Here is a 26070-nt window from a genome sequence, read left to right as displayed (position 1 = left end):
GGCCTTCGCACAAAATTTAGAGGAAAACATTATGTCGGCAGGATCCGGATACGTCCACGTTTCAATTCGCAACGCTCAGAACCGAGCAGCTGCAGCACAGCGTGCTGCTACTGGCAACTATGCCCCAGCGGGCTATCGCCCACTGCGCGCGGTTTCCAACGTTCATGAATCTCGTGAATCCATGCATCAGCCGACTGCTGCCCCCGTCCAGTCCGCAGGCGCGCAGAGCGCAGACGCCTCGGCACGCGGCTTCGTGCTGTATGTAGGTCTTGACGAAACCGCCGCCCAGGCGCAGGGCACGTCGCTCGGCAAGCTGGCTACCCAGGTGCGCGCATTCCTGGCTACCCTGTCGCCGCAGGCCCAGACCCATGCGGCTGTAGCGCTGGCTCCAACCAGCGCCCAGGGCGAGCCTATTGACGTTGTCCGCCAGGCTTTGGGCGACCCAACCCTGTCGCGCCGCCCCCGCGCTGAGGCTCGTCCAAACACCCCGCGCCCTTCCGGCGTGCTGATTGACCTGTCGCGCCGCGAGGTCTACCTGGATGGCGAAACCCTGAACCTGACCTTCAAGGAGTTCGAGCTGCTGAACTTCCTCGTGGAGAACGGCACCCGCACCGTAGGCCGTGAAGAACTGCTGGAGAACCTGTGGCGCAATGCCGATGAAGTGCCGAACGAGCGCACCATCGACGTGCACATCCGCCGCCTGCGCTCCAAGCTGGGCCGCCTTGCCAACACCGTGCGCACCGTGCGCGGCCAGGGCTACCGCTTCTACGAGCACCCAGAAGTAGTCGTCTGGGCCGCACCGGAATACTCGATCTAACTTCAGCTGCATCACCGCAGCGCTGCAGTATCGGCAGCCAAACCTTTGGGTTTGGCTGCCGATACTGCTTTAAGCTGGAGATATGAATCCGATCCAGTCCCGCCGCCTGATCCTGATGCGCCACGCAAAGGCCGACTACCCGCTGGGAGTCGCCGATCATGAGCGGCCGCTGGCCGCCCGCGGTAATCGCGAGGCGCCGGCAGCCGGGGCCTGGCTGGTGGAAAACAACCTGATCCCGGACTACATCATCTGCTCCGACGCGCTGCGCACCCGTTCAACCTGTGCCTGGGTGCTGTCCGAGCTGGGCGAGAAGGGGCCAACTCCCTACATCGACTCCCGGATGTATTCGGCAGGAACCTCCGCACTGTGTTCGATCATCAATGAGGTGCCGGATACGGTCAGCACGCTGCTGGTCATCGGCCACCAGCCGGTGCTGCAGGAGCTGGCGCTGCGCCTTGCCAGCGCGCAGTCGGACGAAGAATCGGTCTATGAGCTGGCGATGAACTATCCCACCCTGGGCACCACGGTGCTCGAAACGGCGCATCCGTATTCGCATCTTGACTCAAGGGACTGCAACATAACGCATTTCGTTGTACCAAGGCCCTGATTCAGGCCTTATTATGTGATTGTCAACCGACAAAAGTTTCCGGCAAGAGTCATTGGGGTGCCGGAAGCCAGCTGCTGTCTTCTGCCGGTCAAGAGAGACTGGGGTGAGCCGAGGCCCGGCAGAATTCGTGCAGATCCTGTTTAGTCCATCAAGGACACACACCTAAGGAAAATGACCAATGGCAGTCATCACCAATGAATTTCCGCGCACCCAGTTTGATGAAGAAGCATTCTTTCAGCGCCTAGACGCCAAGGCAGTCTCGCGGCTGCGCACCGCATACACCACCCGTTTCGTTGACGCTGCCCTGCGCGAAGCACCGCAAGAATTCAGCATCGTCAAAGCCCCTGGAATGGTGCCGCAGGCAGGCGATGTGGTGATCGCCCGAGTCGTCGAACTCGGCAAGCACACCAAGCTGCAGTCGGTGCATTCCCGGCGCCAGCGGATGTTCCCGGGACAGAAGATCATGGTGGCCTACGGCAACCGCTACGCGCCGGACCAATTCCTGGCCCATGTGCCGCAGGACCTCGGCCCCTGCCAGCTGGCGGCCGGAGGCGGTCTGGCCAGTTCGGTGGAAGAGCAGCACGACTCCATCGACCAGGCCACGCAGATTGCGCCGCTGGGGCTGCTGATGCGGAACAACCAGGTGGTGAACCTGGGCGACTATGCGCCGCTGTCCATCGAGAAGCTTTCCGCCCAGGCGACCGCGGCCCAGGGCTCGGTGCGCCCGCCGGTGATTGCGGTGCTGGGCACGTCCATGAACTCCGGAAAGACCACCACCCTGGCCTGCCTTGTCAATGGCCTGACCAACGCCGGCCTTGACGTCGCGGCCGGAAAGGCCACCGGAACCGGCGCAGGCAACGACCCGGACCTCTTCGAAGACGCTGGAGCCGTCAGCGTCCGAGACTTTACCGACTTTGGATATCCCACGACCTACCGCCTGGAGTACGAGACCATCCGGCAGATGCTGGTGTCGATGATCCAGGAGCAGAGCGCCACTGGCGCCCAGGTAGTGGTCATCGAGATTGCCGACGGCCTGTTCCAGGGAGAAACTGGACGGCTGCTCAACGATCCGATCTTCAACCAGTACGTCGACAGGGTGCTGTTCAGCGCCCAGGACGCGCTGGGCGCCGTGGCAGGTGAACAGATCCTGCTGAACGCGGGACTGGATCTTGCAGCAGTCAGCGGCATTCTGACCGCCTCCCCGCTGTCCCTGCGCGAGGCCCGAGGCCAGCTTCGCACCCAGGTCATCAGCACCTATGACCTGTGTGAGGCGGACACCGCGCTGAGCCTGCTGCCGCAGGCCTAGGGCCCAGGCATGGGTGCGGCAACTGAGCCGGCGCAGCCCAGCCTGCCAAAGCTGGCGGGCCATGGGCGCCGCGGTATGCTGCTGGGCTTGATCGGGCTGGGCATGGCCGCCGGGCTGTGTTCGGTGGCCATCGGCTGGCTGGTGGGCAGGCTTGCCTCCGGGCTGGCCACAGGCTTGCTGTGGGTGCTGCTGGCCCTGATCGGATGCTTCTTCGCCACGAAGTACGCTGAGCGGGTGCTGGCGGAGAAGCTGGGCCAGCACTATGTGGCGCAGCTGCGCGTGGGGTTGATGACCCATGCGCTGCTCAGCGAACGCGCCCCGTCGGTGGGCATCACCGCGGCGCGCTCGAGCAACGACCTGTCCTCGATCCGCAACTGGGTAACCCAGGGGCTGGTGCCGCTGCTGGCAGCGGCCCCGCTGCTGCTTGCCTGCGGCCTGGGGCTGTGGCTGCTGAACCCCCTGCTGGCCGGGGCGATGGTGCTGAGCATGATGGTTGAAGCGGCGGCGCTGGCGGTGCTGGCCGCCGGCACCTTCCGCACCGCGCGCAGCCTGCGCAGGCAGCGCGGCGCACTGGCAGGACACCTGGCAGACACCGTGCTGGCCGCCGGCTCCATCCGGGCCGGAGGTGGCGTGGGGCGCGAGGTGCGCAGGATCGAGCAGAAATCCGAGGCGATGATCCAAGCTGCCATTGCCCGTGCCCGCTATGCGGCGGCCCTGCGCGCCTGTGCACTGGCGGTGCCGCTGCTGGGCACGGTGCTGGTGATCGCCGCCGCGGCGCACCAGCAGCTTCCGGCCCCGCAGATCGCTACAGCCTTGACGCTGATGGGCATCTGCACCGCGGCCCTTGGCGAATGGGGCAAGGCGGTGGAGTACCGGCAGAACTTCAAGGCAGGGGCCAGGATTCTTGCCCCGCTGCTGCAGCAGAGCCGGATCTGGAGCGAGGAGCAGGCAACTGCCTCAGCTTCTGGGTCGCAGGAGGCTGCCGCCGGTGCCCATGGGGTGCAGGTGGAGCAGCTGCCTGGAGGCTCGGGGCTCTGGCCGCAGGCCTGCTGGACTGCAGGGTCCAGGGTTGAACTGGTGGGCCCCGAGCGCGAAGTAGCCGACTTGGCGGCGCAGCTTGCCACAGGGTGCGCGGGGGCTGGCGGCGCCGGCCGGCTGAGGATCGATGGCGTGCCGGCTTCCACGCTGCCGGAAACCGAGCGGCGCGCAAAGATCGGCGCGGTGCTTGAAGCAATGGCGGTGGAGCGCGGGCCGGTGCTGCGCGCCCTGCGCTACCGGCACCCTTCTACCTCGCAGCGCACGGCGGCCAAGCTGGCGGCACAGTGCGGGCTGGATCTGGAGTCGCTGCCGCAGGGCGGACGGACCCAGCTGCGCCGCGGGGGAGAGCCGCTGGACTTCGGCCAGCGCGCTGCGCTGCTGACAGCCAGGGCGCTACTGGGCACTCCGGCGCTACTGGTGGTGGACCGCACGACGGCCAAGCTCCCGGCAGGGCGCTATGAGCGGCTGCTGCGCAGGCTGCGGGACTACCCGGGCGTCATCTGCTTCCCGCGCGGCGCGCTGCCGGGTCTTGAGCCCACCGCCAGCTGGGAGTTCAACGCTCAGCTGGAGGCGGAGCCGACCCTGCGGTGAGTTGCCAGCATCCCGTCCACGGCGCTCATCACCGCGAGCACCGTCTGGTCGCGGCCCAGCGCCGTGCGCCCCGCGGTGCGCAGCCGCGAGGTGAACATGGCTGCCCCGAAGAGCGCGGCGGCCAGCGGCAGCTTCTCCGCCTCGTCGAGCACCACCAGCCGGTCGAAGACCTGGATGATCAGGTCGGTGATCTGCGCGTGCAGGGAGAGGAACTGGCCCGGCTCGTCCTGCTGGGCCCAGAGCTGGTTCTGCAGCCAGAGCTGGGCGAAGGACGGGTAGGTGGCCACGAAGTCCATGGCGACTTCGCACATGCGCTTGAGCGCCACATAGGCGTCGGCGTCCTTCGCCGCAGTGCCCAGCTCGTTCAGCAGCTTCTGGGCGCCGAAGGACAGGATCTGGCTGACCAGCTCTTCCTTGGACCCGAAGTTGTAGTACACGGTGCCCTTGGACACCCCGGCCGCGGCGGCGATCTCATCCACCGACACCGCATCCGGGGAGCGGGATCCGAGCAGGTGCATGGAGGCTTCGAAGAGGCGCTCCTTGGAGGCTGTGGCGCGCACCCGCGGTCGGGTGCTGGGATTCGTTGTCATTCTCCCAGCTCCGGCTGCAGGGACTTGAGGTTCCAGACCTTGTGCTTGCGCACCGCCAGGAAGCTGAAGAGCAGACCCAGCAGCGTGTAGCCGATCAGCACGGCTCCGGTGCTGGAGAGCACCGACAGCTCGGCCCCGTACATCAGGTGGCGCATGGCATCCACCACGGAGCTCATCGGCAGGATCTGGTGCAGGATGTGCAGCGGCTGCGGCAGCGTCTCCCAGGGGAAGGTGCCGCCGGCGGTGACCAGCTGCAGCACCATCAGCACTAGCACCACGAACTTGCCGGCGGTGCCCAGCAGGGCGTAGATGCCCTGGATCAGCGCGCTGAAGCACAATGCCGCGAGCAGGAACAGCCCCCAGGTCAGCCATGGGTGCGCGGTGGTCAGGCCCAGGCCGAAGTGCACCACCGCGAACAGCAGGCTGGTCTGGATCATCGCCAGGAAGGCGAAGGGCAGCCAGCCGCCGATCGCGATCTTCCAGTTCACGCCGTTGGAGGCCAGGGCGCGGTTGGTAATCGGGCGCATCACCTGGGTGAGGATCAGGATGCCGATGAAGGTCGCCAGGGTCATGAAGAACGGTGCAAGGCCTTCGCCGTAGGCGTGCGCCTCGGCCTGCTTGACCTGGTTGACTGCCACCGGGTCGCCGATCACGTCGGAGAGCTTTTCGCTGGTCTTCTTATCCGGCGACGGGACCTCGTCCACGCCCTCCTTCAGGCCGGTGGACAGCTCGCCGGAGCCGTCCTGCAGCTTGTCGGCGCCCTTGGACAGTTCGCCCACGCCGTCCGACAGCTGGGTCAGCCCGTCGTGCAGCTGGCCGGAGCCGTCCACCAGTGCGCCAGCGCCGGTGTCAAGCTTCTTGGCGCCGGCGGCCGCCTGCTTGGCGCCGTCCAGGGCGGCCTTCTGGCCCTCGGCCAGCGTCGAAGCGCCGGAGGCCAGGGTCTTGGAGCCGTCGGCCAGCTTGCCGCCGCCGTCTGCGGCCGCAACGATGCCTTCGCGCAGCGCTGGCACCGCAGCGTTCAGCTGCCCGGTGCCCTGGGAGAGGGTTCCCAGGCCGGCTGCCAGCTGCTTGTTGCCGTCGGCTACCTGCACCGAGCCGTCGGCCAGCTGGTTCAGGCTTGACTGGACGGTGCCCAGTTCATTGCGGATCTTCTTTGCCTCGGCCTGCACGCTCTTGGAGACGCTGGAGTTCTTGACGGCGCTGTTCACGTCCTTGCGGATGGCGGAGGCCTGCTCCTTGGTCAGCACTCCCTGGGCGACGAGCTGGTCCAGGTTCTCATCCATGGCGGTCTTGACCTCGTCCATGCGGGACTCGGCATCTGCCTGCAGGTTGTCGATCACGCCGATCGCGTCGTCTGCCGTGTTGGAGAGCTTCACGTTGCCGTCGGCCACCTGCTTGGAACCGGCGGCCAGCTTGTCCGCCGCGGCCTTGGCGCTCTTGGCGCCGTCGTTGAGCTGGGAGACCGACTTGGGCAGGGTGGCGGTCTTGGATTCAAGGGTGTTCAGACCCTTGGACAGGTCCCCGGCGCCCTTTGAGAGGTCTTTGGATCCCTTGGCCAGCTGGTCTGCGCCGCTGGAGAGCTGCTTCTGGCCGTCCACCAGGGAATTCAGGCCCTTGGAGAGCTCCGAGGTGCCGGTCTTGAGCTGGCCAGCGCCGTCGGAGAGGTCAGCGCTGCCGTCCACCAGCTTGGTGGTGCCGTCGGCCAGGCTGACTACGCCGTCGCCCAGCGAGATGGTGCCGTCGTAGAGCTGTTCTGCGCCGTCGGCGGCCTTGCCCATGGAGCCGTGGATCTCGACGAATCCGGCGATCATGCCGGAAGCTGTTTCGGTGCCCACTTCCTTGGCCACCGAGGTGCGGACCTCGTTGCTCAGGGTCTTGGCGAAATTGCCCACCATGAAGTTGTTCGCGTCATTGGTCAGCAGCTCCATATTCGCCTGCTTGGCGTCCTTGAGCTCCGCCGGCGAGGTCAGCGCGGCGGTGAAGTCCTTGGGCAGGATCAGGGCGAAGGCGTACTTGCCGCTGGCCACGGCATCTTCCGCCTCCGCCTTGGTGTCCAGGTGGGCCCAGCCGAAGGTGCCGTCCTCCTCCAGGGAGTCGACCACATCGTTGCCGACCTGCTTGAATTCCTTGTCCACGGTGGCGCCTTCATCGAGGTTGACCACTGCGGCGGTGACGTTGTTCAGGTTGGACTGGGGATCCCAGTTGGCGTAGAGGTACAGGGCGCCGTAGAGCAGCGGCACCAGGGTAATGGCAATGAGCGCGAGCTTTGGCAGGGTGCCGCGGCTCATGCGCTTGAGCTCTGAAAGAGCCAGACGCAAGGTCGTCATCTTCAGTCCTTCGGTTCGCTTCGATCGGCGGTTTCTGTGCTTGCTGCCTGCGTGCCAGCGTCCTTGCCGGCAGTTTCATCAGCGGCTGGCTCGGCCTGGAGGCCGGCGTCGGCTTGAGCTTCGGGTGAGGTTTGAGTTTCGGCTCCGGGGGAGGCCGCGGGAACAGGACCGGGCTTTGCTTCGGGCGCCGCGGGCGCTTCGCTTTCCGGTGCTTCGTCAGCCGATGCGGCAGGTGCCTGTGCTGCCGGGGCCTGTACGGCTGGCTCCTGGGGATCGGCGTCCAGCTGTTCTTCCAGCGGCTCGGCTGCCGCCGGCTGCTCAGCATCCTGATTGCCGATATCCGCAGCGGATTCTTGGGCCGGTGCCTGGGCAGTTTCCTCGGCCAGCGGCAGCGCCGGCTGGCTGGTGGTCTGCGGTTCCTCTTCAGGCTGCTGTTCGTCCAGCTCCGTGGCTTGCGCCTGCTCGCCCAAATACATGATGGGGCCTTCCCATTCCGCTGGCGGGCGGCCAACCAGCGCGATGACGGCGAACTGGCGTTCGTCAAGGGCGAAGCGCTCGAGGTTGCGCAGCCATCCTTCGTCGTCTTCTTGGTGCCGGTCCGGCGAATCGACGACCAGCAGCTTGGTCTGCCGGTTTTCAGCCGCCAGCTGGGTGAGCATTTCGGTCATGCGCACCGGCTCGACGGCGTCGGTCCATTCGTGCGCGATGTCGCTGAAGCCGTGGTCCTGCATCCACTTCTTGGGGTTCGGCTTGCGCCAGGGAGGAGAAGGGATCAGCGAAAGATCTTCGCTGACAATGTCGCGGATCTTCAAGTGGGCTTCGGGCTCGTTGATATTCGGGGAATCCACCACTGCGCTGACCTTGCGCAGCCTGCCCATGCTGCTATGCCCGTTCCAGGTGACGGTGCCCGACTTCGGCTTCATGCGCCCTGAAAGCATCAAGGCCATCGCGGTGCGGCCGATCTGCGGTTCGCCGACAATCAGCAGCATTTCTCCGGGCGCGACGGAAAGGGAAGTAGGGGGAACCAGTTCGCTATGGCGGCCCTGGAATGAGATGGAATCTGCAACAAGCACTTTTACAGACTAATTGAACTGACCGGTCAGTTCAATTAGTCAAGATATCTTTTTCGTCACGCTATAGACGTAAAGCGCTTAATCGACTTGGATCATTAATGAGCTGGCCACCCAGGCAGTTTCACAGCGTTCACCGCGAGTTCAACTTCATCTGGTGAATTCGGTACATCACCCACCGACGTAGGAAGATCCATGCAAAAACGTAGCACGTCCATTCTTGCCGCCGCCGTACTGGCGGCGGGATTGAGCCTGTCCGGCTTGGCGCCAGTACAGGCGGCAGACACCGGCATCACTGCCATCGAAGCAGTCCAGGGCACCTCGGACACCTCGCCCCTGGCGGGCAAGAAGGTCACGGTCCAAGGCGTCGTCACCGCGGCCTATGCAGAAGGCGGCCTGCGCGGCTTCTACCTGCAGACCGCAGGCAGCGGCGGAGAGATTTCCGACCAGGGAAGCTCTGCCGTCTTCATCTACGCGCCCAAGCAGGTGGCTGATGTTGCCGTGGGCCAGCATCTCCAGGTGGCAGGCACCGTCTCGGAATACTACGGACTGACGCAGATCAGCGCTTCCTCGGTCCAGGAGCTAGCCGAGCCTGCCGAAGCGGTGAAGCCGCTGGCCATCACGCTGCCTGACACCGATGAGCAGCGCGAACGCTTCGAATCAATGCTCATCGACCCTCAAGGGTCATTCACGGTGGCGGACAACTACTCGCTGAACCAGTACGGCGAGATTACCCTGGCCCAGGGAACCAGCCAGATCATCGAGGGCGAACGCACGCTGCGCCAGCCGACCGACGTTTTCAAGGCCGGCAGCGCCCAAGCCGCCGCGCTGGCTGCGGAGAACGAGCGCCGCGCCATCGTGCTTGACGACGGCGCCACCCTGAACTTCAGCACCAAGTCCAACACCTCGACCCCGCTGCCCTATATCGACGGGCAGCACCGCGTCAGCGTCGGAGCGCAGGCGTCGTTCACGTCGCCGGTCATCATGGACTACCGCTACGACCTGTGGCGCCTGCAGCCAACCGGCCAGATCACCGGCGCCGACGATGCCCAGATCCCCGCCAGCTTCGAGCGCATCGACAATGACAAGCCTCAAGACGTCGGCGGCAACGTGAGCGTGGGCAGCTTCAATGTCCTGAACTACTTCACCACCACCGGTGAAGACCTTGAGGGCTGCAGCTACTACGACGACCGCCAAGGCAACCCAGTCACCGTCCGCGGCGGATGCGATGCCCGCGGCGCGGCGAACGCCGCAAGCTTCGAACGCCAGCAGTCCAAGATCGTCAGCGCGCTGAACAAGTTTGCAGCCGATGTGGTGGTCTTGGAGGAAATCGAAAATTCTTCGCGCTTCGGCGAGGACCGCGACGCGGCGCTGTCCCATCTGGTTGACGAGCTGAACGCGGCCGCCGGCGGCAAGCAGTGGAGCTACGTTCCAAGCCCGAGCGCCGTTCCGGCAGATGAAGATGTCATCCGCACCGCGATGATCTACCGCGCCGATGCGGTCAAGCTGATTAATGAATCGGTGATCCTTGACGATCCGGCCTTCGACAATGCCCGCGATCCCCTGGCACAGGCGTTCCAGCGCGTGGGAGGCAACCAGAAGACTCGATTCCTCGTTGTGGCAAACCACTTCAAGTCCAAGGGCTCGGACCCGAAGGACGGCTCGGCGAATGCCGACAAGGGTGACGGCCAGGGCGCATGGAACCAGGCCCGCGTCCAGCAGGCCCAGGCGCTGGTGCAGTTTGCCGATGGCATGAAGAAGACCGCCAATACCGACAAGGTGGTGCTTGCCGGCGACTTCAACTCCTATGCGGCGGAAGATCCTATCCAGGTATTGCTGGAAGCCGGGTATGCGGATCTGGGTGCACAGGCTGATTCGCGAAGCTACCTCTTCAAGGGGTTGACCGGCTCGCTTGACCATGTTTTCGCTTCGCAGCCGCTGGCCAAGAAGGCTACCGGACAAGATATCTGGAACATCAATGCGACCGAATCCATCGCCTATGAATACAGCCGGTACAACTACAACGTGACCCAGCTGTTCAATGCCGACCAGTACCGTTCCTCGGACCATGATCCGGTGCTCGTCGGATTCCAGCTCGACAAGAAGTAGCGGATCGCAGAAACAGGTTCCGGCCGGCGGCTGCCAGCCGGAACCTGTTGTCGGCTGTTGGATTGTTAAAGCAAAAAATCCCACTCTTTCGAGTGGGATTTTCTTTGGTGCGCCCAAAGGTGTGTAGATTCACGACATATTAGACACATGAGTCCAGACATCCTAGACACTCACCCATTGACCTATGAGCTGCGTCATCCTTGACACTGATACATGTCCAAGAATCATGTCATCGTCCACCAAATCCGCGACGCCGGGATGAGCGTCACCAACGCGTCACACCAATACAAAATCTCACGCCAACGCATCTACCAACTCCTCAAAGCCTACGACGCCGGCGGCGATCAAGCCCTGGAACCCCAATCACGCCGACCACTGAGCAACCCACGAGCTACCGACCAGAAAACTGTCGAGCTCATCCTTGAACTCCGCACCAAACTCACCGCAGCAGAGCTCGACGCTGGCCCACTGACCATCCAGTACCACCTGCGCAATATGGCGGGCCCCGTGCCCTCAGACTCCACCATCCGCCGCATCCTGCACGCGCACGGCCTGATCACACCCCAACCCAAAAAACGTCCCAAGAGCAGCCTTCACCGCTTCCAAGCAGATCAACCCAATGAAACATGGCAATCAGACTTCACCGAAGCCACCCTCGCCACCGGGCGCAAAGTCGAAATCCTGCATTGGATCGATGACCACTCACGCTACCTGCTGCACGCTTCGGTCCACGACGAAATCACCACGCAAATCGTGATCGACAGCTTCACCTGGTGCATCAACCGCTATGGTCCACCACAAAGCACCCTGACTGACAACGGACTGGTCTACACCACCCGCCTGCTCAAAGGACTGAACAAGTTCGAAAAACTACTCATCACCCTCGGGATCCGCCAGAAAACGGTAGCCCTTATCACCCGCAAACCCAAGGAAAAATCGAACGCTTCCACCAGGCCGAGCATTTATGGGTCAATGCCCGCCCGCCAGCGGAATCGATCGAAGAGCTGCAAGCGATCTTGGACGAATTTCGGCACGTGTACAACACCCAGCGGCCGCACCGGGCACTGAATCGAGACACGCCAGAACAGTGGTACCACCGCACCCTCAAAGCACGTCCCGACCTCATTGAGGTGACCCGTAATCGCGAGTTTCGCATCCGCTACGATCGGATCGATAAGGACGGCAAAGTAACCCTGAGACATGAAGGAAAACTGCGCCATTTAGGGGGTACGCAAGGTCCATCGCAGAAAGAAAGTGATGATGCTCATCGACACCATCGAAGTCACCGTGCTGGATCTGGATACCTCAGAAGTCCTCAGCAGGCACGTAATTGATCCGGATCGAAACTACTGGCCAGATAAACAGAAATCCCCCGGCCGTTGGCCGAGGGATTCCGATCAAATTTTGTAAAGTATGTCTCGACTCATCTGTCAACGATGTCTCGACTCTTCACATTGGTGCGCCCAAAGGGATTCGAACCCCTGACCTTCTGTTCCGTAGACAGACGCTCTATCCAGCTGAGCTATGGGCGCTTATTCATTTGTTTGTCGCCTTGACGACTTGAATAACAATACACGAGATTCTGCGTCGAGAAAAACCGAAACGGCCAAAAGTGCTCGGGTTCACATTTGCTTTGTTGTGAAGCGCTGGATTTCGGCCGATATCTACTTTGGCTAGTCGTCCAGGATGCGCTGATACAAGTTGTGGTCCTGCCAGCTGCCTGCGATTTTCAAATAGCGCGGGGCGGTGCCAATAAGCTCAAAGCCCGAGTTGAGCAAGACGCGCTGGGAGCCGGTGTTGCGGAGCAGGGTCGATGCTTCGATGCGATGCAGCCCCCACTGGCTTCCGGCCATCTGGCAGATTCCCTGAACGGCTGCGGTGGCAAGTCCGCGCCCGCAGAAATCAGCGTTCATCCACTAGCCCAGGCTGGCGTTCTGGAACGGGCCGCGGGTAATGCCGGTGAGCGTGAATCTGCCGATGATTGACTCGTGGTTGAAAAGTGCCAGGGGATAGGCGAGTCCTTGGGCGTTCAGTTCGCTCCGCGTTCTCAGATCCTGCTCCTGCCATTGCTGGGTGAAGAATTCGTCGGGCCTGATCGGCTCCCACTGGCGAAGATGTTCCTTATTACCTAGGTAAGCCTCGGCCAGCCTGCCTGCATCGGATGGCTGGAGCAGTCGAAGCTCAATATTGGGGCGAAGTTCGAGTGGTTCCATGTCGACGCCTTTCGGGATAAACGAAAAATCCCACTCTTTCGAGTGGGATTTTCTTTGGTGCGCCCAAAGGGATTCGAACCCCTGGCCTTCTGTTCCGTAGACAGACGCTCTATCCAGCTGAGCTATGGGCGCTTATTCATTTGTTGCGGTTCGTTTGCTCGAACCTCGAATAACTATACGGGTGCTTTTTGGATCTTGCAAATCGAGTGGCCGATTCGTTCTCAGGCGCTCGCAACTCGGCCTCTTTGTGCATGAAAGGGTCGGTCACTTCTGCGTAGTCGTCCCTTGCTTCTGCCGGGGTCTTCGAAAGACCTGAGTTGGACGGGTGATCATGCTGAGTCAGGATATTCCCTTTATATGCTTGCGATGCTGGATGGCGTTGCTTGCGGGGCCAGGCTGGCGGCTGTGCTTCGCGCAAGGGTGTGCGTCATCGTGCCAGGTGGTTGTACTGGCGGCCGGAATAGAGGTTGGCTGAGTCTTGAAGTCGAGGTGTGTTCGGGTTGTGACAGAAGTATGAAAGGGTACCGGTATACGTGACCTTCGTCACATTAACTTATGGTGTTCAAAAGGCAAACCCCCGGAATTCCGGGGATCTTTTCAATTTCATCTTCGGCTCGTTTTTGGCTTGAGGTTTGAGTCACAGGGTGCAAGCGGGGTACACCCCATAGCCTTGATTTATTGCAAGTTCAGCCCAATGGAGGGAATGGATAATGAGCACGAGCTCGGATCAGAACGTAATCGACGCAGCGCCTACTTCGCATGTGAAGTTGACAGCCTGGGTCGGGGAAGTTGCCGCACTGACGAAGCCGGATCGTGTTTATTGGGTTGACGGATCAGCTGAAGAAAACGACCGCCTGTGTGCCGAGCTGGTTGAAGCTGGCACCCTGGTCAAGCTGACCGATCCAAATTTCCCTAATTCCTACGCAGCATTCTCCGATCCAAAGGACGTTGCACGCGTTGAGGAACGCACCTTCATCTGCTCCAAGGATGAGAAGGATGCCGGCTTCACCAATAACTGGGAAGACCCGGAAAAGATGAAGGCCCGTCTGAACGGCCTGTTCGACGGTTCGATGCGCGGCCGCACCATGTACGTGATTCCATTCGTCATGGGTCCACTAGATGCAGAACAGCCAGCCTACGGCGTTGAGATCACCGACTCCGCCTACGTTGTCGCTTCCATGCGCATCATGGCCAAGATCGGCAATGAAGTACTGCGCAAGATGGAAGCAGAGGACGCATTCTTCGTTCCAGCCCTGCACTCCGTTGGCGCACCGCTGGAGCCAGGCCAGGAAGACGTTGTCTGGCCATGCAACGAAGACAAGTGGATCGTTCACTTCCCAGAAGAGCGCGCCATCATGTCCTACGGTTCGGGCTACGGCGGAAACGCACTGCTGGGCAAGAAGTGCTACTCCCTGCGCATCGCTTCGGCAATGGCCCGCGACGAGGGATGGCTCGCAGAGCACATGCTGATCCTGAAGCTGACCAGCCCACAGAACAAGTCCTACCACGTTGCAGCAGCATTCCCATCGGCCTGCGGCAAGACCAACCTGGCACTGTTGGACCCAACCATCGAAGGTTGGAAGGCCGAGACCCTGGGCGATGACATCAACTGGATGCGCATCGGCAAGGACGGCGAGCTGCGCGGCGTGAACCCAGAGTACGGCCTGTTCGGCGTCGCTCCAGGCACCGGCTGGTCGACCAACCCGAACGCCATGCGCGCCATCACCAAGGGCAACTCCATCTTCACCAACGTTGCGCTGACCGACGAAGGCGGCGTGTGGTGGGAAGGCATGACCGACGAGGCCCCAGCACACCTGACCGACTGGCTGGGCAACGACTGGACCCCAGAGTCCGGCACCAACGCCGCACACCCGAACTCCCGCTTCTGCACCCCGATCGACCAGGTCGACATGCTGTCGCAGGACTACTACTCGCCAAACGGCGTGAAGATCGACGCCATCCTCTTCGGCGGCCGCCGCAAGACCACCATTCCGCTGGTGACTGAGGCCCGCAGCTGGACCAACGGCATCTTCATGGGCTCGACCCTGTCCTCCGAGACCACCGCTGCAGCCGCCGGCGCCACCGGCCAGGTGCGCCGCGACCCAATGGCCATGCTGCCATTCATCGGCTACAACGCAGGCGACTACCTGAACCACTGGGACCAGATCTCCGGCAAGCTCAACCCAGAGCAGATGCCAAAGATCTTCCTGGTCAACTGGTTCCGCCGCACCCCAGAAGGCGGCTTCGCCTGGCCAGGCTTCGGCGACAACTCGCGTGTTCTGAAGTGGGCTATCGAGCGCATCGAAGGCACCGCAGACGCCAAGGAAACCGCCATCGGCTACGTTCCAACCGGCGAGGCACTGGATCTGACCGGCCTGGAAGGCTTCACCCCAGCAGACGTTGAAACCGCTGTTGCAGTGAACACCGACGAATGGCTGACCGAGGTCGAGAGCATCGAAGAGTGGTACGCCAAGTTCGGCGAGGCTCTGCCGGCTTCGCTGCGTGCCGAGCTCGATGGCCTCAAGGCCCGCCTGAGCGCCTAAGTCCTCTAGCAAAAGATCCTCGGGTCCTGCCCCTTCCACGTGAAGGGGCAGGACCCGAGGATCTTTGTTTAAGCGTTTTGCTTGGCTGTGCTTAGGCGGCGGCCTTGTTATGGAAGCGCTCTGCCGTGTACACCAAGGCGCCGACGGCGACCACCGCACTGGCCAGCGCCGTCAGCGAGAACGCCACCGGGGAATCCTCGCCGCTCAACCCCACCAGCGGGGTGGCCAGCGCGCCGATGAAGAACTGGAAGCAGCCAAGCAGGGCCGATCCGGATCCGGAAACCTTGCGAACCTCAGCCAGCGCCAGGGCAGTGGTGTTGCCCATCGTGAAGCCCAGCGAGGTGACCATGAAGAAGACCAGCACCGCCAGCACCATGCTGCGCACACCAAGCTGCACCAGTATCGCGAAGACCAGCGCGGATCCAAGCAAGACGCTCAGCGCAACGATGATCGTTTTGCGCAGCGGCACCTTCAGCGCCAGCTTCGAGGAGACGAAACCAGCAAGAATCAATCCCAGCGAGTTGACTGCAAAGCACAGGGCAAAGCCCTGAGGGGAGAGGCCCATGACGTTCTGGTAGAGGAACGGCGAAGCTGAAACGTAGGCCATCATCGCGCCGAAGGAGAAGCCTGACTGGAACATGTAGCCGACGAACCTTGGCCTGCGCAGCGCTTGGAGCAGCGGAGAGATGAAGCTGCCCGAGGAACGCCGCGCCGCGGGAAGGGTCTCCTTGTAGACCCAGAAGACTCCAGCGGCCATGAGCACGCCGGAGAAGGCGATGAACCACATGACTGCCCGGAAGCCGCCCATCTGGGCCAGCACCGATCCGAGCAGCGGAGCCACCGCCGGTGCCACGCCGGTAAATGTCATGATCAGCGAGAAGATCCGGGCGGTCTGTCCGCCGGTGGTCGTATCGGCGACAATCGCCTTGGAAATGACCACGCCGGCAGCACCGCCCAGGCCCTGGAGGGCGCGGGCAATGATCAAGGTGGTCAGCGTCGGCGCCAGCGCGGCGACGATGGAAGCCAGCACAAATACCGCGGTGCCCCAGCGCAGCGGAACCGAACGGCCCCGCCGGTCGGAGAGCGCACCCCAGAAGATCTGCCCCGCTGCGAGGCCCAGCAGAAAAGCTGTCAGGGTCAGCTGGATCCCGGTGGCGGAGGAGGAGAATTCCTTGGTCATTGCGGGGAACGACGGCAGATACATGTCCACGGCCAGCGGGCCGGTGGTGCCCAGCAGCACCAGCAGGGCAAAGAGCGGTCGCGTCAGCTGGGGACGCTCGGAGATATGGGGCATAGGACAATTCTAGGTTTGCTTTGAGCTTCAAGCGGCGTCGGCTCCGGCCAGCGGACCGCTGGCACCGCGGGGAAACAACATCACAATCGGGGCACAGTTTGATCCGGCCATGGCCAGTTGGGTGCAAAATCAACTAACTGTGAAAAGATGAAACCATGGTTTTGGCACGATTGATTCTTGGATTGTTAAGCCTGTCGCCGATGACGGGCTATGAACTCAAGAAGCACTTTGACTCATCTATCAACCACTTCTGGAACGCGGACAAGGCGCAGATCTACCGCACCTTGGCGCAATTGGTAGACAAGGGCTACGCGACGGTGCGCACCGTTGCGCAATCGAACTACCCGGACCGGCAGGAGCACCACATCACCGAGGCCGGGCGCGAAGTGCTGGCCCAGTGGCTGGCCGGCGGGGCCGCCCAGTCTCCCGAACGGGACCCGTTCATGGGGCAGGTCTTCTTCGCCGCAGAGCTCGAGCGCGAAGACATTGAACGCCTACTGCTGCAGCGCCGCAAGAACACCCAGTACGTCTTGGACGACTACCTCTCCCAGCGCGAAGGCATCGACATGCGGGCCGCGGCGGATCGGCGCAGCTTCCTGATGGCTGCCACCCTTGACCACGCGATCAGGCAGCAGGCGGCCGAACTTGAATGGCTCGACGCAGTATTGGAGCATTTGCCATGAGTCCAGAGCAGAACCCGAAGGCTTCCGGCAAGGAGGAGCTGGCCCGGGAAGCCACCGACTACCCCGAGGTGCATCCCGCCCGCGGCGACGACGCGGCGCGCGAGAAGGCCCAGACGCTGGTCTTCCTGCACGGCGGCAACGTGGGCAACTGGAGCTGGGACCCGCAGGTGCTCGCCTTCGCCGACTTCAACATCCTGACCCTGCACCTTCCGGCCTTCGGCGCCCGCTTTGAGGAGCAGTGGGAAGGCCTGGACTCGGCGGCGGATGACGTGGCGGCGCTGATCGCCGACGAAGTCCCCTCCGGGGGTGTGCACCTGGTGGGCATCTCGCTGGGCGGCGTCATCGCCCTGCATGTGGCCGCCCGCCACCCGGAGCTGGTGGAATCGGTCATGATCACCGGCACCCCGATCGCTTCGCTGAGCTCCACTGCCAAGGCGATGCAGCGCATGCAGCTGAAGCTGATCGGCAGCGAATGGTACTGGCGCTTCCAGGCGGGGGCCTACGGCATGGTCGAGAACGAGCGGGAGCTCTTCGCAGAGCACGGGGTCAAGCTCAAGGCGGAGAACATGCGGGCGATCATGGATGAGATCGGCCCCGGGGCGCTGCCCGCCAACCTGTCCAGCTACACCGGCCCGATCCTGGTCCTGGCCGGCGCCAAGGAGCCGAAGGTCGTGGCAAAGTCATTTGCCCAGCTGTCCGCGGCGCTGCCGCAGGCCAAGCTGCGCCTGGTGCCGGGCATGCACCACCAGTGGAACATCGAAAATCCTTTGCTGTTCAACGCGGTGCTGCGCCGGTGGATCACCAGCGGCGGGCTGCACCAGATCCTGGCCCGCCCGGCGGCGCCCAAGCCGCACGGAGCATCCACCTATTCATCGGCCAAGGACCACGCAAGCACCCTGGAAGAGGTCGACCCGCAGGATCCCGCCAAGCCCAAGTCCGCGCGGCTGGTGGACCGGCTGGATCCGCGCAGGCTGGATCTGAACAAGCTGGATTTGAAGGCCACGCTGTCCAAGAAGCCGCCCGTGGACAAGCGCCCCAGCGCAGAAGATTCTGCTGCTCCGGAAAAGCCAGAGCAGCCAGGCGCCGCCGAACGCCCAGAGTAGCGGCGGCGCGCCTGCCGCACAGCGCAGGAAAGAGGCCCGCAACCGGATCCCCATGAACCGGTTGCGGGCCTCTTCCCCTACAGGGCCGCTGCGAGAATTAGGCGGCCAGCCATACGTCGGGTCCGAAGACCTCGTAGTGGATGCGGTCGGCAGGAATGCCGGCGGCCAGCGCCTGGGAGCGTACAGCGTGCATGAACGGCAGCGGGCCGCACAGGTAGACCTGGCTGTCTTCGGTCAGCGAGTCGGTCAGGTCCATGTAGCCGGCCTTGGCGTCCAGGCCTTCTGGCAGTTCGCCGCGCTCGAACCAGGTGCTGATGCTTGCCTGCGGCAGCGCATCGATGGAAGCAAGCATCTGCTCGCGCAGCGGCCAGGCGGAGAATTCCTGGTCTGCGTGCAGCACGGTGATCTTGCGGGTGGAGTTCTTAGCGGCCAGCACCTGCAGCGCGGCGGCGCTCGGGGTGCAGCCGATGCCTGCGGTGGCGATGACCAGCGGCGAGCCGTCCTCGTCGATCACCAGGTCGCCGTAGGGGTTGGACAGCTCCACGACGTCGCCGACCTTCAGCGAGTTGTGCAGCACCGGGGTGAACTCGCCGTCCACGTCCAGCTTCACGGTGACTGTGCGGCGGGTGGTGGACTCGATGTCGTTGCTCAGGGTGAACTGGCGGACCTGGCGCACGCCGTCGGCCATTGGCATGCGGACCGAGACGAACTGGCCCGGAGCCGCGACGGTGACAGCGGTGTCGTCGGCCGGCTCGAAGCTGAAGGTCACCGAATCGGTACCGGTTTCGGTGCGCTCGACCAGCTTCCAGGGGCTGTAGGCGGTGGCGTTGGCCTGCTGTGAGTACAGGCCCTTTTCGATCTTGATCAGCGCATGGGCCATGAGCCAGTAGACCTCGGTCCAGGCATCGGCGATTTCAGGGGTCAGTGCATCGCCCAGGTCTTCGGCGATGGCGGCGAAGAGATGTTCGTACACGATCGGGTACTGCTCTTCGACGACGCCCAGCGAGGTGTGCTTGTGGGCGATGCGGGCCAACATGGTCTCTGGGGTGGTCTCGGGGTTGGTGATCAGGTGCGTCGCGAAGACTGCGATCGAACCTGCCAGCGCCTGCTGCTGGGTGCCGTTCTTCTGGTTGGACCGGGAGAAGGTGCCGTCCAGAAGTTCTGGGTGCGCGGTGAAAAGGCGCTGGTAGAACTTCGGGGTGATGCTGGAGATGCGTTCAGCGATGATCGGCAGGGTTGCTTCGATGACCGGGCGAGACTGTGTGGACAGCATGTGGGGTTCTCCTTGAAGAGGCGAAGTTTTATCTTGCATCTGAGATGCAAGATTTATGACTTAAGTTCTACGCTACGTAGAAAAGGATTGCAAGTTAATTTTGAAGAACTTTGAAAGTCGCGTTTGACTAGGGTGTCTACATGTAACGCAGATTACGCGCTGCGGCGCACCGTGGGGAAGGGGAGCAGGGTGACTGCAGGAGACTGTTCGCAGATCTCCTGCACCGTCAGGGGATCCAGGGCACGGTAGAAGGCTTCGCGGGCCGCGCTCAGCGCGGTGCGCAGGCGGCAGCCTCCGGCCAGCGGGCAGTTGCCGTTGGCGTCATGGTCGGTGCAGTCGACCACGTCCTGGCGATGGTCAAGGGTGCGCAGCAGCTCGCCCACCGAGCTGTCCAAGCCCACCTGGGTGATGGTGGCTCCGCCGTTGCGCCCGCGCGCCACGTCGATCAATCCCAGGGTGCGCAGCTCGAGCACCGCCTTGGCCACGTGGTTATAGGGCACAGAAACCAGTTCGGCGATCTCCCTGCTGGTCAGCTGGCCGGCATTGGGCGCGCCAAGCACCATGACGGTCCGCAGGCAGACATCGGCAAAGGCGCTGAGTTTCATACTGCCCAGTGTACGACGACGCCCTGTGCGTTCAATGTGGCACAGGGCGTCGGTCTACGGGTGGAGGCGAGAGGGCTAGGCCTGCTCCGGGGCCCAGAGGGCTTCGGCGGATTCTGCTTCGGGATCCTCAAACAGCCATTCGCCGCCCGGCTCGGCAGGCATCTGGTAAGGCTGCACGATGGCCAGCGCGGCGCCGACCTTGTGCTCTGCCACGACGTGGATCGCGTCCTTGTCATTCTCCTGCAGAAGCACGTCCGAGGCGATGGCGATGGCCTGGAAATGGGCGCCCTGCTGGTTGAGCACCTGCATCAAATCGGCGACCATGGCCTCGGTGTCGATGTCCGCGTCCGGATCCTCCGGGTTGTCCGTCGGCGGCACGGCGATCAGGCGCAGCTCCGCCTCATCGCTGCCTTCTGCCGGCTCCAGGCCGATGGCGAAGGGCAGGAAGACGCCCTGTTCCTCAAGCTGTTCGCGGGCAACGCCCAGGGCGGTGCCCAGGACCTTGTTCAGTGCGTCCTTGACGCCTTCATCGAGAGTCTCAAAGTTCATGATGGCTCCTTAGGCCGTTGGCTGCTGGGCTCGCACGATCGCCAGCACAGCGTCGCGGATTGGTTCAATGATCTGGGCAGTGGCGCCCTCGCCGTTGAAGCGGAGGAATGGCTCGGTGTTCGACGGGCGCAGGTTGATCCACCAGCTGCCGTCGTTCGCGCTGATCGTGGTGCCGTCCATGGTAAGGATTGCGACGTCCTGCCCCTCAAAGTGTTCCAGCACGCGGGCGGTGGCCCCAGCCTTGTCAGCAACCTCCGAGTTGATCTCTCCGGTGGCGACGTATGGCTCGTACTCGGCGCCCAGCTGCGAGAGCGGAAGGTCCTGGCCGCCCAGGGCCGCGAGCACGTGCATCGCGGCAAGCATGCCGGTGTCGGCATTGTAGAAGTCGCGGAAGTAGTAGTGCGCGGAGTGTTCGCCGCCGAAGACTGCGCCCTGGGTCGCCATCTCCGCCTTGATGAAGGAGTGGCCCACGCGGGTCATCACCGGGGTTCCGCCGGCGCGGGTGACGAATTCCGGCACCGCCTTGGAGGTGATCAGGTTGTGGATGATCACCGGGGAATCCTCACCCTCGGCCTTCACGCGGGCGATCTCGCGCACCGCGACCAGTGCGGTGATCGCCGATGGGGACAGGGGCAGGCCGCGCTCGTCGATCACAAAGCAGCGGTCCGCGTCGCCGTCGAAGGCTAGGCCCAGGTCTGCGCCGTGCTCCAGCACGGCTGCCTGCAGGTCCTTCAAGTTTTCCGGCTCCAGCGGGTTGGCCGGGTGGTTCGGGAAGGTGCCGTCCAGCTCGAAGTACAGCGGGACAATGTCCAGCGGCAGGCCCGCGAGCACCGCGTCGCCCAGCACCGCAGGGGTGGTCAGCCCGCCCATGCCGTTGCCGGCGTCCACCACGATCTTCAGCGGGCGGATGTTCGCCAGGTCCACCAGCTCGCGCAGGTAGGCGGCGTAGTCCGCCAGCACATCGCGTTCGGTGATAGATCCCTGCGGGGTGTCGCCGGAGACCGGCAGGCCCTCGTCCAGGTACTGCTGGGCCAGGTCGCGGATGTCGAAGAGTCCGGTGGCCGAGGAAATCGGCAGCGCCCCGGCCTTGGACATCTTGATGCCGTTGTACTGGGCAGGGTTGTGGCTGGCGGTGAACACCACGCCGGCCGCCTGCAGCTTGCCCGAGGCAAAGTACAGCTCGTCGGTGGAGATCTGGCCGAGCATCACCACGTTGGCGCCGCGGTAGGTGGCGCCGCGCGCGAATGCCGCGGAGAACTCGGCAGAGGAGGGGCGCATGTCACCGCCGACCAGCACGGTTTCGCCGCCCAGGGACAGCACGTCGACAAAGGCGGCGCCGATGGCCTCCACGGCTTCGGCGGTCAAGGACTCGCCGACGATGCCGCGCACGTCGTAGGCCTTGAAGCTCTGGTTCAGATCAATTTCTTCGCTCACACCAATTAGCCTACCGGCTGGAGGCCCAAGGGCCCGGGTTCTGGCCCCTGCGCGACGTAGGAAATACCTTACATTTGCGCGCAGAGTCCACATTTGGGCCCAGGCGGCGGCAATTCGTGGGTGGCAGCTGAAATACTGGGAGCATGGACGGATCAATGCACTCGGAACTGCTGGCCCTCGCCCAGGACAAGCTGCGCGCCTTGGTGCAGAACCCCGCAGCGCAGTTCCACGACGGACAGTTCGAGGCGATCAGCGCCCTGGTGGCCGAACGCCGCCGCGCCCTGGTGGTGCAGCGCACCGGCTGGGGCAAGTCGGCGGTGTATTTCATCGCCTCGCTGCTGCTGCGCGAACAGGGCTACGGCCCCACCCTGATCGTCTCCCCGCTGCTGGCGCTGATGCGCGACCAGGTGGCGGCCGCGGAACGCGCGGGCGTGCGGGCAGCCGCCATCAACTCGGCCAACGTCCTTGAATGGCGCGAAATACTGGACAAGCTGCAGCGCGATGAGATCGACGTGCTGCTGGTGTCCCCAGAGCGGCTGAACAACCCGTCCTTCCGCGAACAGCAGCTGCCCATGTTGCTGAACCGGCTGGGTCTGCTGGTGATCGACGAAGCCCACTGCATCTCCGACTGGGGCCACGACTTCCGCCCCGACTACCGCCGCATCCGCGACCTGATCGCCAAGCTGCCGCAGAACCTGCCGGTGCTCGCCACCACCGCCACCGCCAACTCCCGCGTGGTCCAAGATGTGGCCGAACAGCTGGCCGGAGGCACCCAGGAGGTCTTTACCCTGCGCGGCACGCTGGCCCGCGACTCGCTGCGCCTGGGAGTGCTGCGCCTGCCGTCCCCGCGCATGCAGCTGGCCTGGCTGCTCAGCCACATCGAGGACTTCAAAGGCTCGGGCATCATCTACACGCTGACGGTCTCCGCGGCAGAGGACATCGCCCGGCTGCTGCGCGAGGCAGGCCACCAGGTCGCGGCCTATACCGGGCGCACCGACCTGGAAGAGCGCGAACGCCTCGAAGCTGCCTTGAAGAACAACGAAGTCAAGGCCCTGATCGCCACCAGCGCCCTGGGCATGGGCTTCGACAAGCCAGATCTGGGCTTCGTTATCCACATCGGCGCGCCGAGCTCCCCGGTAGCCTACTACCAACAGGTGGGCCGCGCCGGCCGCGGCAGCATTAACGCTGACGTGCTGCTGCTGCCGGGCCCCGACGATGCGGAGATCTGGGAGTACTTCGCCACCAGCTCCATGCCGGACCAGGTCCGCGCCACCGCTGTCTTGGAAGCGCTTGGAGCCGCCGACGGGGCCATGAGCGTCCCTGCCCTGGAAAGCGCCGTCAACCTGCGGCGCTCGCCGCTGGAGCTGCTGCTCAAGGTGCTTGCCGTGGACGGCGCTGTGGAACGCGTCGCCGGCGGCTGGATGCGCACCGACATGCCGTGGAGCTACGACGCAGAGCGCTACAAGCGGGTGGCGGCAAGCCGCGTGCATGAGCAGCGGCTGATGATCGACTATGAGAACACCCGCGGCTGCCGCATGGAGTTCTTGACCAAGGCCTTGGACGACCCGAAGTCAGCCCCCTGCGGGCGCTGCGACAACTGCGCCGGCGCCTGGTTCGACGACCACATCGCTCAGGAATCCAAGGACAACGCCCAGGCGGCTCTGGTCCGTGCGGGCGTTCCCATCGAGCCGCGCAAGCTCTACCCCTCGGGGCTGGACAAGCTCGGGCATACGCTCAAGGGCAAGATCCCGGTGGATGAGCAGGTGTCCATCGGCCGCGCGCTGGCCCGCCTGACGGATTTGGGCTGGGGCAACCGGCTGCGCCAGCTTTTCGCTGATCCCGCGGACAATCCGATCGACAAGGCGATGTTCGACGCCTGCGTGAAGGTGCTGGCCGAATGGAATTGGGAGCAACGCCCCGTCGGTGTGGTGGCCATGCCGTCATCGCGCCGCCCGCAGCTGGTGACATCCCTGGCCCAGGGCCTGGCCAGTGTGGGACGCCTGCGCTACCTGGGGCAGCTTGAATACCGGGGGATGCCGCCGCAGCAGGGGCCGGGTGGAAACTCGGCCTTCCGGGTCGCCGCTGTGGCGGATCTCTTCGAGATTCCAGCGCAGCTGGAGCAGCTTCTTGCCGACGCTCCGGGGCCGATCATGCTGGTCGACGATCTCGCTGATTCACGCTGGTCGCTGGCCATGGCGGGCCGTGCCTTGAGAATTGCCGGAGCACCCGGTGTTTTGCCTTTCACTTTGGGCATCGCTGGGTGAATGTTCAGTTAAACAAAGTACGCTGGAGGTATGGAATTCATCATCTGGCTCGTCGTTGTCATCGCAGTGATTGCCCTGGGTTATTTCGGGTTGCAGGCGCTTCGCAAGAAGAACTCTGCCCAGATTGCGCTGGCGGTCACCCGCGAGGCTGCCCAAGCGGCCAACGCGAAGCTTGATGATGCTTCCCGCAACGCGATTTACCGCAACCTTGCCAAGGGCGATGTCATGGCGGCAGTGCAGAATTTCAGGGCTGTCACCGGGGATCCCATCAAGGACTGTGTGATCGCCATCCGCAGCTTGGACAAATACCCGCAGACCGCACCGGTCAAGGAACTTCCGGTTTCCGAGGAAGACATCCAGGCGCTGCGCGACAAGCTCGAAGCGCAGAGCGCCCAGGACGAGCCTGCCGCAGGCAAGCAGGAAGAGCAGGCGTCCAAGGAAGAAAAGGACAGCACCGATCTGCCCGAGGACTCGTGGGTTATCCCTTCCGAGTGGCATGACCAGTTCGGCTCGGAATCAGAGCCAAGCGCCACGCACTTCAAGATGGCCTTTGAAATCGACGGTGAACAGCGCGAATTCTCCAGCGAACAGCTGCCCCCGAATGAATACGACCAGCTGTTCTCCATGCTGCGCGATTCCAATTTCGCCGGTGCTGCGCAGATCCTGCACAGCTACACCGAGCTGCCGGTGGAAGACCTGGAACGGATGATTGCAGCGTCGCCGATGGCCGGCGAGAGCGCCAGCGGCAATGTCGCCGATTTCCGTTTCGAAGGCCAGGGACCTGACGGCCCGGTCCGTTTTGACGCCGCCGATCTTCCCGAAGACGAACGCGAGGCGCTCTTTGAAGCCATCGCGGATAACGACTTGGAGGGAATGTCGGCGATTATCGTCCGCCACACCTCGCTGCCCGAGGATATCGTGCAGAATATGCTCCGCTCTTTCGTGAACCGCAACGACTAGGCCTCCGTCTCGGGATCTGAAAGCTTCATGGGTGTTTGCGGCGGATGATTGATTGCGTGATTAACTGCGCCTACGGTGTAGGAACCAATCTGAGCCGGGCGGTCGTGGAAGGAGCTGGCCGAGATGTCCAAAGAGAAGAAGGACCAGGAATCGCCGCTGAGCGGACCCATTGGCGACGATGAGCTGCAGAACGAGATCTTGAACGCCAAAGCCGCTGAGAAGATCAAGCAAGCTGAAACTCAGGTCAAGGAGATTGCCCATGACTTTGAACGAGGCGTGAAATAAACCAATAGGCAAGGCTTCGAGAAATGCTTTTTCTCGAAGCCTTCGTATTCTGTGTCGCAAGAGCCTGGGTGGTACTTGGTTTCCTGAAACTATCTACCTAATTTGTAGACAAGGTGAGGTTACATATTGAAGAATCAACTTTTCAGATGTAGCGTCAAAGGTGCATTAATCGGTAGACCGATCATCAATCATTATGGGGATGATTCTCGTCTTCGGTATCAAGTTGGGGGACTGGGTACCGGCCGTTGCAAACCCCGCAGTTTCGAAAGAGGCTGCGGGGTTCCTTCTTTTCTTGTTCCGCGAAGCACCGTAGTGGGCCCCAAAAAATGTGCCGGGCCGGAAACGTCCCCCAGAGAATGGAAAAATCCCGGAAACTCTGTCGAGTTTCCGGGATTTTTTCGGCGGACAC

Annotated in this window: 22 protein-coding genes, 2 tRNA genes and 1 pseudogene; 13 read left to right on the top strand and 12 right to left on the bottom strand. The window is 63.1% G+C overall.

The window, feature by feature from the left end; genetic code table 11:
- Positions 1-31 precede the first annotated feature (31 nt).
- The 4 genes from AUR04nite_RS08720 (at position 32) to AUR04nite_RS08705 (ending at position 4359) form a co-directional block, all read left to right on the top strand.
- Positions 32-817, top strand: coding sequence for a winged helix-turn-helix domain-containing protein (locus AUR04nite_RS08720; protein ID WP_141364039.1), 786 nt, complete (start codon positions 32-34; stop codon positions 815-817).
- Positions 818-899: 82 nt separating this feature from the next.
- A complete protein-coding gene (locus AUR04nite_RS08715) occupies positions 900-1424 on the top strand; it encodes a SixA phosphatase family protein (protein WP_141364037.1) in 525 nt (174 codons plus the stop codon).
- A 178-nt stretch (positions 1425-1602) separates the two neighbouring features.
- Entirely contained in the window at positions 1603-2730 is a 1128-nt protein-coding gene (locus tag AUR04nite_RS08710; RefSeq protein WP_141364035.1) for a P-loop NTPase family protein, read from the top strand.
- Positions 2731-2739: 9 nt separating this feature from the next.
- On the top strand, positions 2740-4359 hold the full coding sequence (locus AUR04nite_RS08705) for an ABC transporter transmembrane domain-containing protein (protein WP_141364033.1): 1620 nt from the start codon (positions 2740-2742) through the stop codon (positions 4357-4359).
- Here AUR04nite_RS08705 and AUR04nite_RS08700 read toward each other — a convergent pair.
- From AUR04nite_RS08700 to AUR04nite_RS08690, 3 genes are read right to left on the bottom strand one after another with little or no spacing between them, the layout of a single operon-like run.
- Positions 4329-4949 (bottom strand): TetR/AcrR family transcriptional regulator, encoded by a 621-nt coding sequence (locus AUR04nite_RS08700; RefSeq protein ID WP_141364031.1) that lies wholly within the window; start codon positions 4947-4949, stop codon positions 4329-4331. The two genes, AUR04nite_RS08705 and AUR04nite_RS08700, sit on opposite strands and share 31 nt — an antisense overlap.
- Entirely contained in the window at positions 4946-7276 is a 2331-nt protein-coding gene (locus tag AUR04nite_RS08695) for a YhgE/Pip domain-containing protein (protein WP_141364029.1), read from the bottom strand. Before AUR04nite_RS08695 ends, AUR04nite_RS08700 begins: the two co-directional genes overlap by 4 nt.
- A gap of 2 nt (positions 7277-7278) precedes the next feature.
- The gene (locus tag AUR04nite_RS08690) at positions 7279-8349 is read right to left on the bottom strand and encodes an ATP-binding cassette domain-containing protein (RefSeq protein WP_141364027.1); all 1071 of its coding nucleotides are present in this window, start codon (positions 8347-8349) and stop codon (positions 7279-7281) included.
- 192 nt (positions 8350-8541) lie between these two features.
- On the opposite strand from AUR04nite_RS08690, the gene AUR04nite_RS08685 reads away from it, so the two are divergent.
- The 3 genes and pseudogenes from AUR04nite_RS08685 (at position 8542) to AUR04nite_RS18535 (ending at position 11789) form a co-directional block, all read left to right on the top strand.
- Positions 8542-10455 carry an ExeM/NucH family extracellular endonuclease gene (locus tag AUR04nite_RS08685; protein WP_141364025.1) on the top strand — a complete coding sequence of 638 codons (1914 nt, stop codon included), beginning with the start codon at positions 8542-8544 and terminating at the stop codon, positions 10453-10455.
- A gap of 213 nt (positions 10456-10668) precedes the next feature.
- A pseudogene (locus AUR04nite_RS08680) lies at positions 10669-11346 on the top strand (DDE-type integrase/transposase/recombinase); the annotation flags it as partial.
- A gap of 44 nt (positions 11347-11390) precedes the next feature.
- The gene (locus AUR04nite_RS18535) at positions 11391-11789 is read left to right on the top strand and encodes an integrase core domain-containing protein (protein ID WP_407646681.1); all 399 of its coding nucleotides are present in this window, start codon (positions 11391-11393) and stop codon (positions 11787-11789) included.
- A gap of 121 nt (positions 11790-11910) precedes the next feature.
- Here AUR04nite_RS18535 and AUR04nite_RS08675 read toward each other — a convergent pair.
- The 4 genes from AUR04nite_RS08675 to AUR04nite_RS08660 form a co-directional block, all read right to left on the bottom strand.
- A tRNA-Arg gene (locus tag AUR04nite_RS08675) sits at positions 11911-11987 on the bottom strand.
- A gap of 141 nt (positions 11988-12128) precedes the next feature.
- Positions 12129-12368: a GNAT family N-acetyltransferase gene (locus AUR04nite_RS18285; protein WP_141364023.1), complete on the bottom strand. Its 240-nt coding sequence runs from the start codon at positions 12366-12368 to the stop codon at positions 12129-12131.
- A 3-nt stretch (positions 12369-12371) separates the two neighbouring features.
- Positions 12372-12668 carry a GNAT family protein gene (locus AUR04nite_RS18280; RefSeq protein WP_141364021.1) on the bottom strand — a complete coding sequence of 99 codons (297 nt, stop codon included), beginning with the start codon at positions 12666-12668 and terminating at the stop codon, positions 12372-12374.
- Between the two features lie 55 nt (positions 12669-12723).
- Positions 12724-12800 (bottom strand) — tRNA-Arg (locus tag AUR04nite_RS08660).
- 578 nt (positions 12801-13378) lie between these two features.
- On the opposite strand from AUR04nite_RS08660, the gene AUR04nite_RS08655 reads away from it, so the two are divergent.
- Positions 13379-15211: a phosphoenolpyruvate carboxykinase (GTP) gene (locus tag AUR04nite_RS08655; RefSeq protein ID WP_141364019.1), complete on the top strand. Its 1833-nt coding sequence runs from the start codon at positions 13379-13381 to the stop codon at positions 15209-15211.
- A 91-nt stretch (positions 15212-15302) separates the two neighbouring features.
- Here the strand turns inward: AUR04nite_RS08655 and AUR04nite_RS08650 are convergent, their stop codons facing one another.
- Positions 15303-16505 (bottom strand): multidrug effflux MFS transporter, encoded by a 1203-nt coding sequence (locus tag AUR04nite_RS08650; protein WP_141364017.1) that lies wholly within the window; start codon positions 16503-16505, stop codon positions 15303-15305.
- 155 nt (positions 16506-16660) lie between these two features.
- Between AUR04nite_RS08650 and AUR04nite_RS08645 the strand changes: the two genes are divergently transcribed.
- Positions 16661-17188 (top strand): PadR family transcriptional regulator, encoded by a 528-nt coding sequence (locus tag AUR04nite_RS08645; RefSeq protein WP_141364015.1) that lies wholly within the window; start codon positions 16661-16663, stop codon positions 17186-17188.
- The gene (locus AUR04nite_RS08640; RefSeq protein WP_170184150.1) at positions 17185-18291 is read left to right on the top strand and encodes an alpha/beta fold hydrolase; all 1107 of its coding nucleotides are present in this window, start codon (positions 17185-17187) and stop codon (positions 18289-18291) included. The genes AUR04nite_RS08645 and AUR04nite_RS08640 overlap by 4 nt, the downstream gene beginning before the upstream one ends.
- A gap of 97 nt (positions 18292-18388) precedes the next feature.
- Here AUR04nite_RS08640 and AUR04nite_RS08635 read toward each other — a convergent pair whose 3' ends face one another.
- The 4 genes from AUR04nite_RS08635 to AUR04nite_RS08620 form a co-directional block, all read right to left on the bottom strand.
- A complete protein-coding gene (locus AUR04nite_RS08635) occupies positions 18389-19564 on the bottom strand; it encodes a globin domain-containing protein (protein ID WP_141364011.1) in 1176 nt (391 codons plus the stop codon).
- A gap of 152 nt (positions 19565-19716) precedes the next feature.
- Positions 19717-20169, bottom strand: coding sequence for an RrF2 family transcriptional regulator (locus AUR04nite_RS08630; protein WP_141364009.1), 453 nt, complete (start codon positions 20167-20169; stop codon positions 19717-19719).
- A 75-nt stretch (positions 20170-20244) separates the two neighbouring features.
- Entirely contained in the window at positions 20245-20718 is a 474-nt protein-coding gene (locus tag AUR04nite_RS08625; RefSeq protein WP_141364007.1) for a hypothetical protein, read from the bottom strand.
- Positions 20719-20727: 9 nt separating this feature from the next.
- Complete coding sequence (locus AUR04nite_RS08620) at positions 20728-22152, bottom strand: phosphomannomutase/phosphoglucomutase (RefSeq protein ID WP_141364005.1); 1425 nt, start codon at positions 22150-22152, stop codon at positions 20728-20730.
- A 143-nt stretch (positions 22153-22295) separates the two neighbouring features.
- Between AUR04nite_RS08620 and AUR04nite_RS08615 the strand changes: the two genes are divergently transcribed.
- From AUR04nite_RS08615 to AUR04nite_RS17900, 3 genes are all read left to right on the top strand, one after another.
- Positions 22296-24416 (top strand): RecQ family ATP-dependent DNA helicase, encoded by a 2121-nt coding sequence (locus AUR04nite_RS08615; RefSeq protein WP_141364003.1) that lies wholly within the window; start codon positions 22296-22298, stop codon positions 24414-24416.
- 30 nt (positions 24417-24446) lie between these two features.
- On the top strand, positions 24447-25376 hold the full coding sequence (locus AUR04nite_RS08610) for a hypothetical protein (RefSeq protein ID WP_141364001.1): 930 nt from the start codon (positions 24447-24449) through the stop codon (positions 25374-25376).
- Positions 25377-25499: 123 nt separating this feature from the next.
- Positions 25500-25661, top strand: coding sequence for a hypothetical protein (locus tag AUR04nite_RS17900; RefSeq protein ID WP_170184149.1), 162 nt, complete (start codon positions 25500-25502; stop codon positions 25659-25661).
- The last annotated feature ends 409 nt before the right edge of the window (positions 25662-26070 follow it).

The sequence above is a fragment of the Glutamicibacter uratoxydans genome (genome assembly GCF_006539925.1).
GTDB lineage: Bacteria > Actinomycetota > Actinomycetes > Actinomycetales > Micrococcaceae > Glutamicibacter > Glutamicibacter uratoxydans.
Note: the sequence above shows the minus strand (reverse complement) of the source record. Positions and strands in the feature narration are given on the sequence as shown.

What these genes read in the sequence shown, in the direction of transcription:
- AUR04nite_RS08720 (WP_141364039.1), top strand. Translation starts at nt 32, where the DNA reads ATGTCGGCAGGATCCGGATACGTCCACGTTTCAATTCGCAACGCTCAG.
- AUR04nite_RS08715 (WP_141364037.1), top strand. Translation starts at nt 900, where the DNA reads ATGAATCCGATCCAGTCCCGCCGCCTGATCCTGATGCGCCACGCAAAG.
- AUR04nite_RS08710 (WP_141364035.1), top strand. Translation starts at nt 1,603, where the DNA reads ATGGCAGTCATCACCAATGAATTTCCGCGCACCCAGTTTGATGAAGAA.
- AUR04nite_RS08705 (WP_141364033.1), top strand. Translation starts at nt 2,740, where the DNA reads ATGGGTGCGGCAACTGAGCCGGCGCAGCCCAGCCTGCCAAAGCTGGCG.
- AUR04nite_RS08700 (WP_141364031.1), bottom strand. Translation starts at nt 4,949, where the DNA reads ATGACAACGAATCCCAGCACCCGACCGCGGGTGCGCGCCACAGCCTCC.
- AUR04nite_RS08695 (WP_141364029.1), bottom strand. Translation starts at nt 7,276, where the DNA reads ATGACGACCTTGCGTCTGGCTCTTTCAGAGCTCAAGCGCATGAGCCGC.
- AUR04nite_RS08685 (WP_141364025.1), top strand. Translation starts at nt 8,542, where the DNA reads ATGCAAAAACGTAGCACGTCCATTCTTGCCGCCGCCGTACTGGCGGCG.
- AUR04nite_RS18285 (WP_141364023.1), bottom strand. Translation starts at nt 12,368, where the DNA reads ATGAACGCTGATTTCTGCGGGCGCGGACTTGCCACCGCAGCCGTTCAG.
- AUR04nite_RS18280 (WP_141364021.1), bottom strand. Translation starts at nt 12,668, where the DNA reads ATGGAACCACTCGAACTTCGCCCCAATATTGAGCTTCGACTGCTCCAG.
- AUR04nite_RS08655 (WP_141364019.1), top strand. Translation starts at nt 13,379, where the DNA reads ATGAGCACGAGCTCGGATCAGAACGTAATCGACGCAGCGCCTACTTCG.
- AUR04nite_RS08650 (WP_141364017.1), bottom strand. Translation starts at nt 16,505, where the DNA reads ATGCCCCATATCTCCGAGCGTCCCCAGCTGACGCGACCGCTCTTTGCC.
- AUR04nite_RS08645 (WP_141364015.1), top strand. Translation starts at nt 16,661, where the DNA reads ATGGTTTTGGCACGATTGATTCTTGGATTGTTAAGCCTGTCGCCGATG.
- AUR04nite_RS08640 (WP_170184150.1), top strand. Translation starts at nt 17,185, where the DNA reads ATGAGTCCAGAGCAGAACCCGAAGGCTTCCGGCAAGGAGGAGCTGGCC.
- AUR04nite_RS08635 (WP_141364011.1), bottom strand. Translation starts at nt 19,564, where the DNA reads ATGCTGTCCACACAGTCTCGCCCGGTCATCGAAGCAACCCTGCCGATC.
- AUR04nite_RS08630 (WP_141364009.1), bottom strand. Translation starts at nt 20,169, where the DNA reads ATGAAACTCAGCGCCTTTGCCGATGTCTGCCTGCGGACCGTCATGGTG.
- AUR04nite_RS08625 (WP_141364007.1), bottom strand. Translation starts at nt 20,718, where the DNA reads ATGAACTTTGAGACTCTCGATGAAGGCGTCAAGGACGCACTGAACAAG.
- AUR04nite_RS08615 (WP_141364003.1), top strand. Translation starts at nt 22,296, where the DNA reads ATGGACGGATCAATGCACTCGGAACTGCTGGCCCTCGCCCAGGACAAG.
- AUR04nite_RS08610 (WP_141364001.1), top strand. Translation starts at nt 24,447, where the DNA reads ATGGAATTCATCATCTGGCTCGTCGTTGTCATCGCAGTGATTGCCCTG.
- AUR04nite_RS17900 (WP_170184149.1), top strand. Translation starts at nt 25,500, where the DNA reads ATGTCCAAAGAGAAGAAGGACCAGGAATCGCCGCTGAGCGGACCCATT.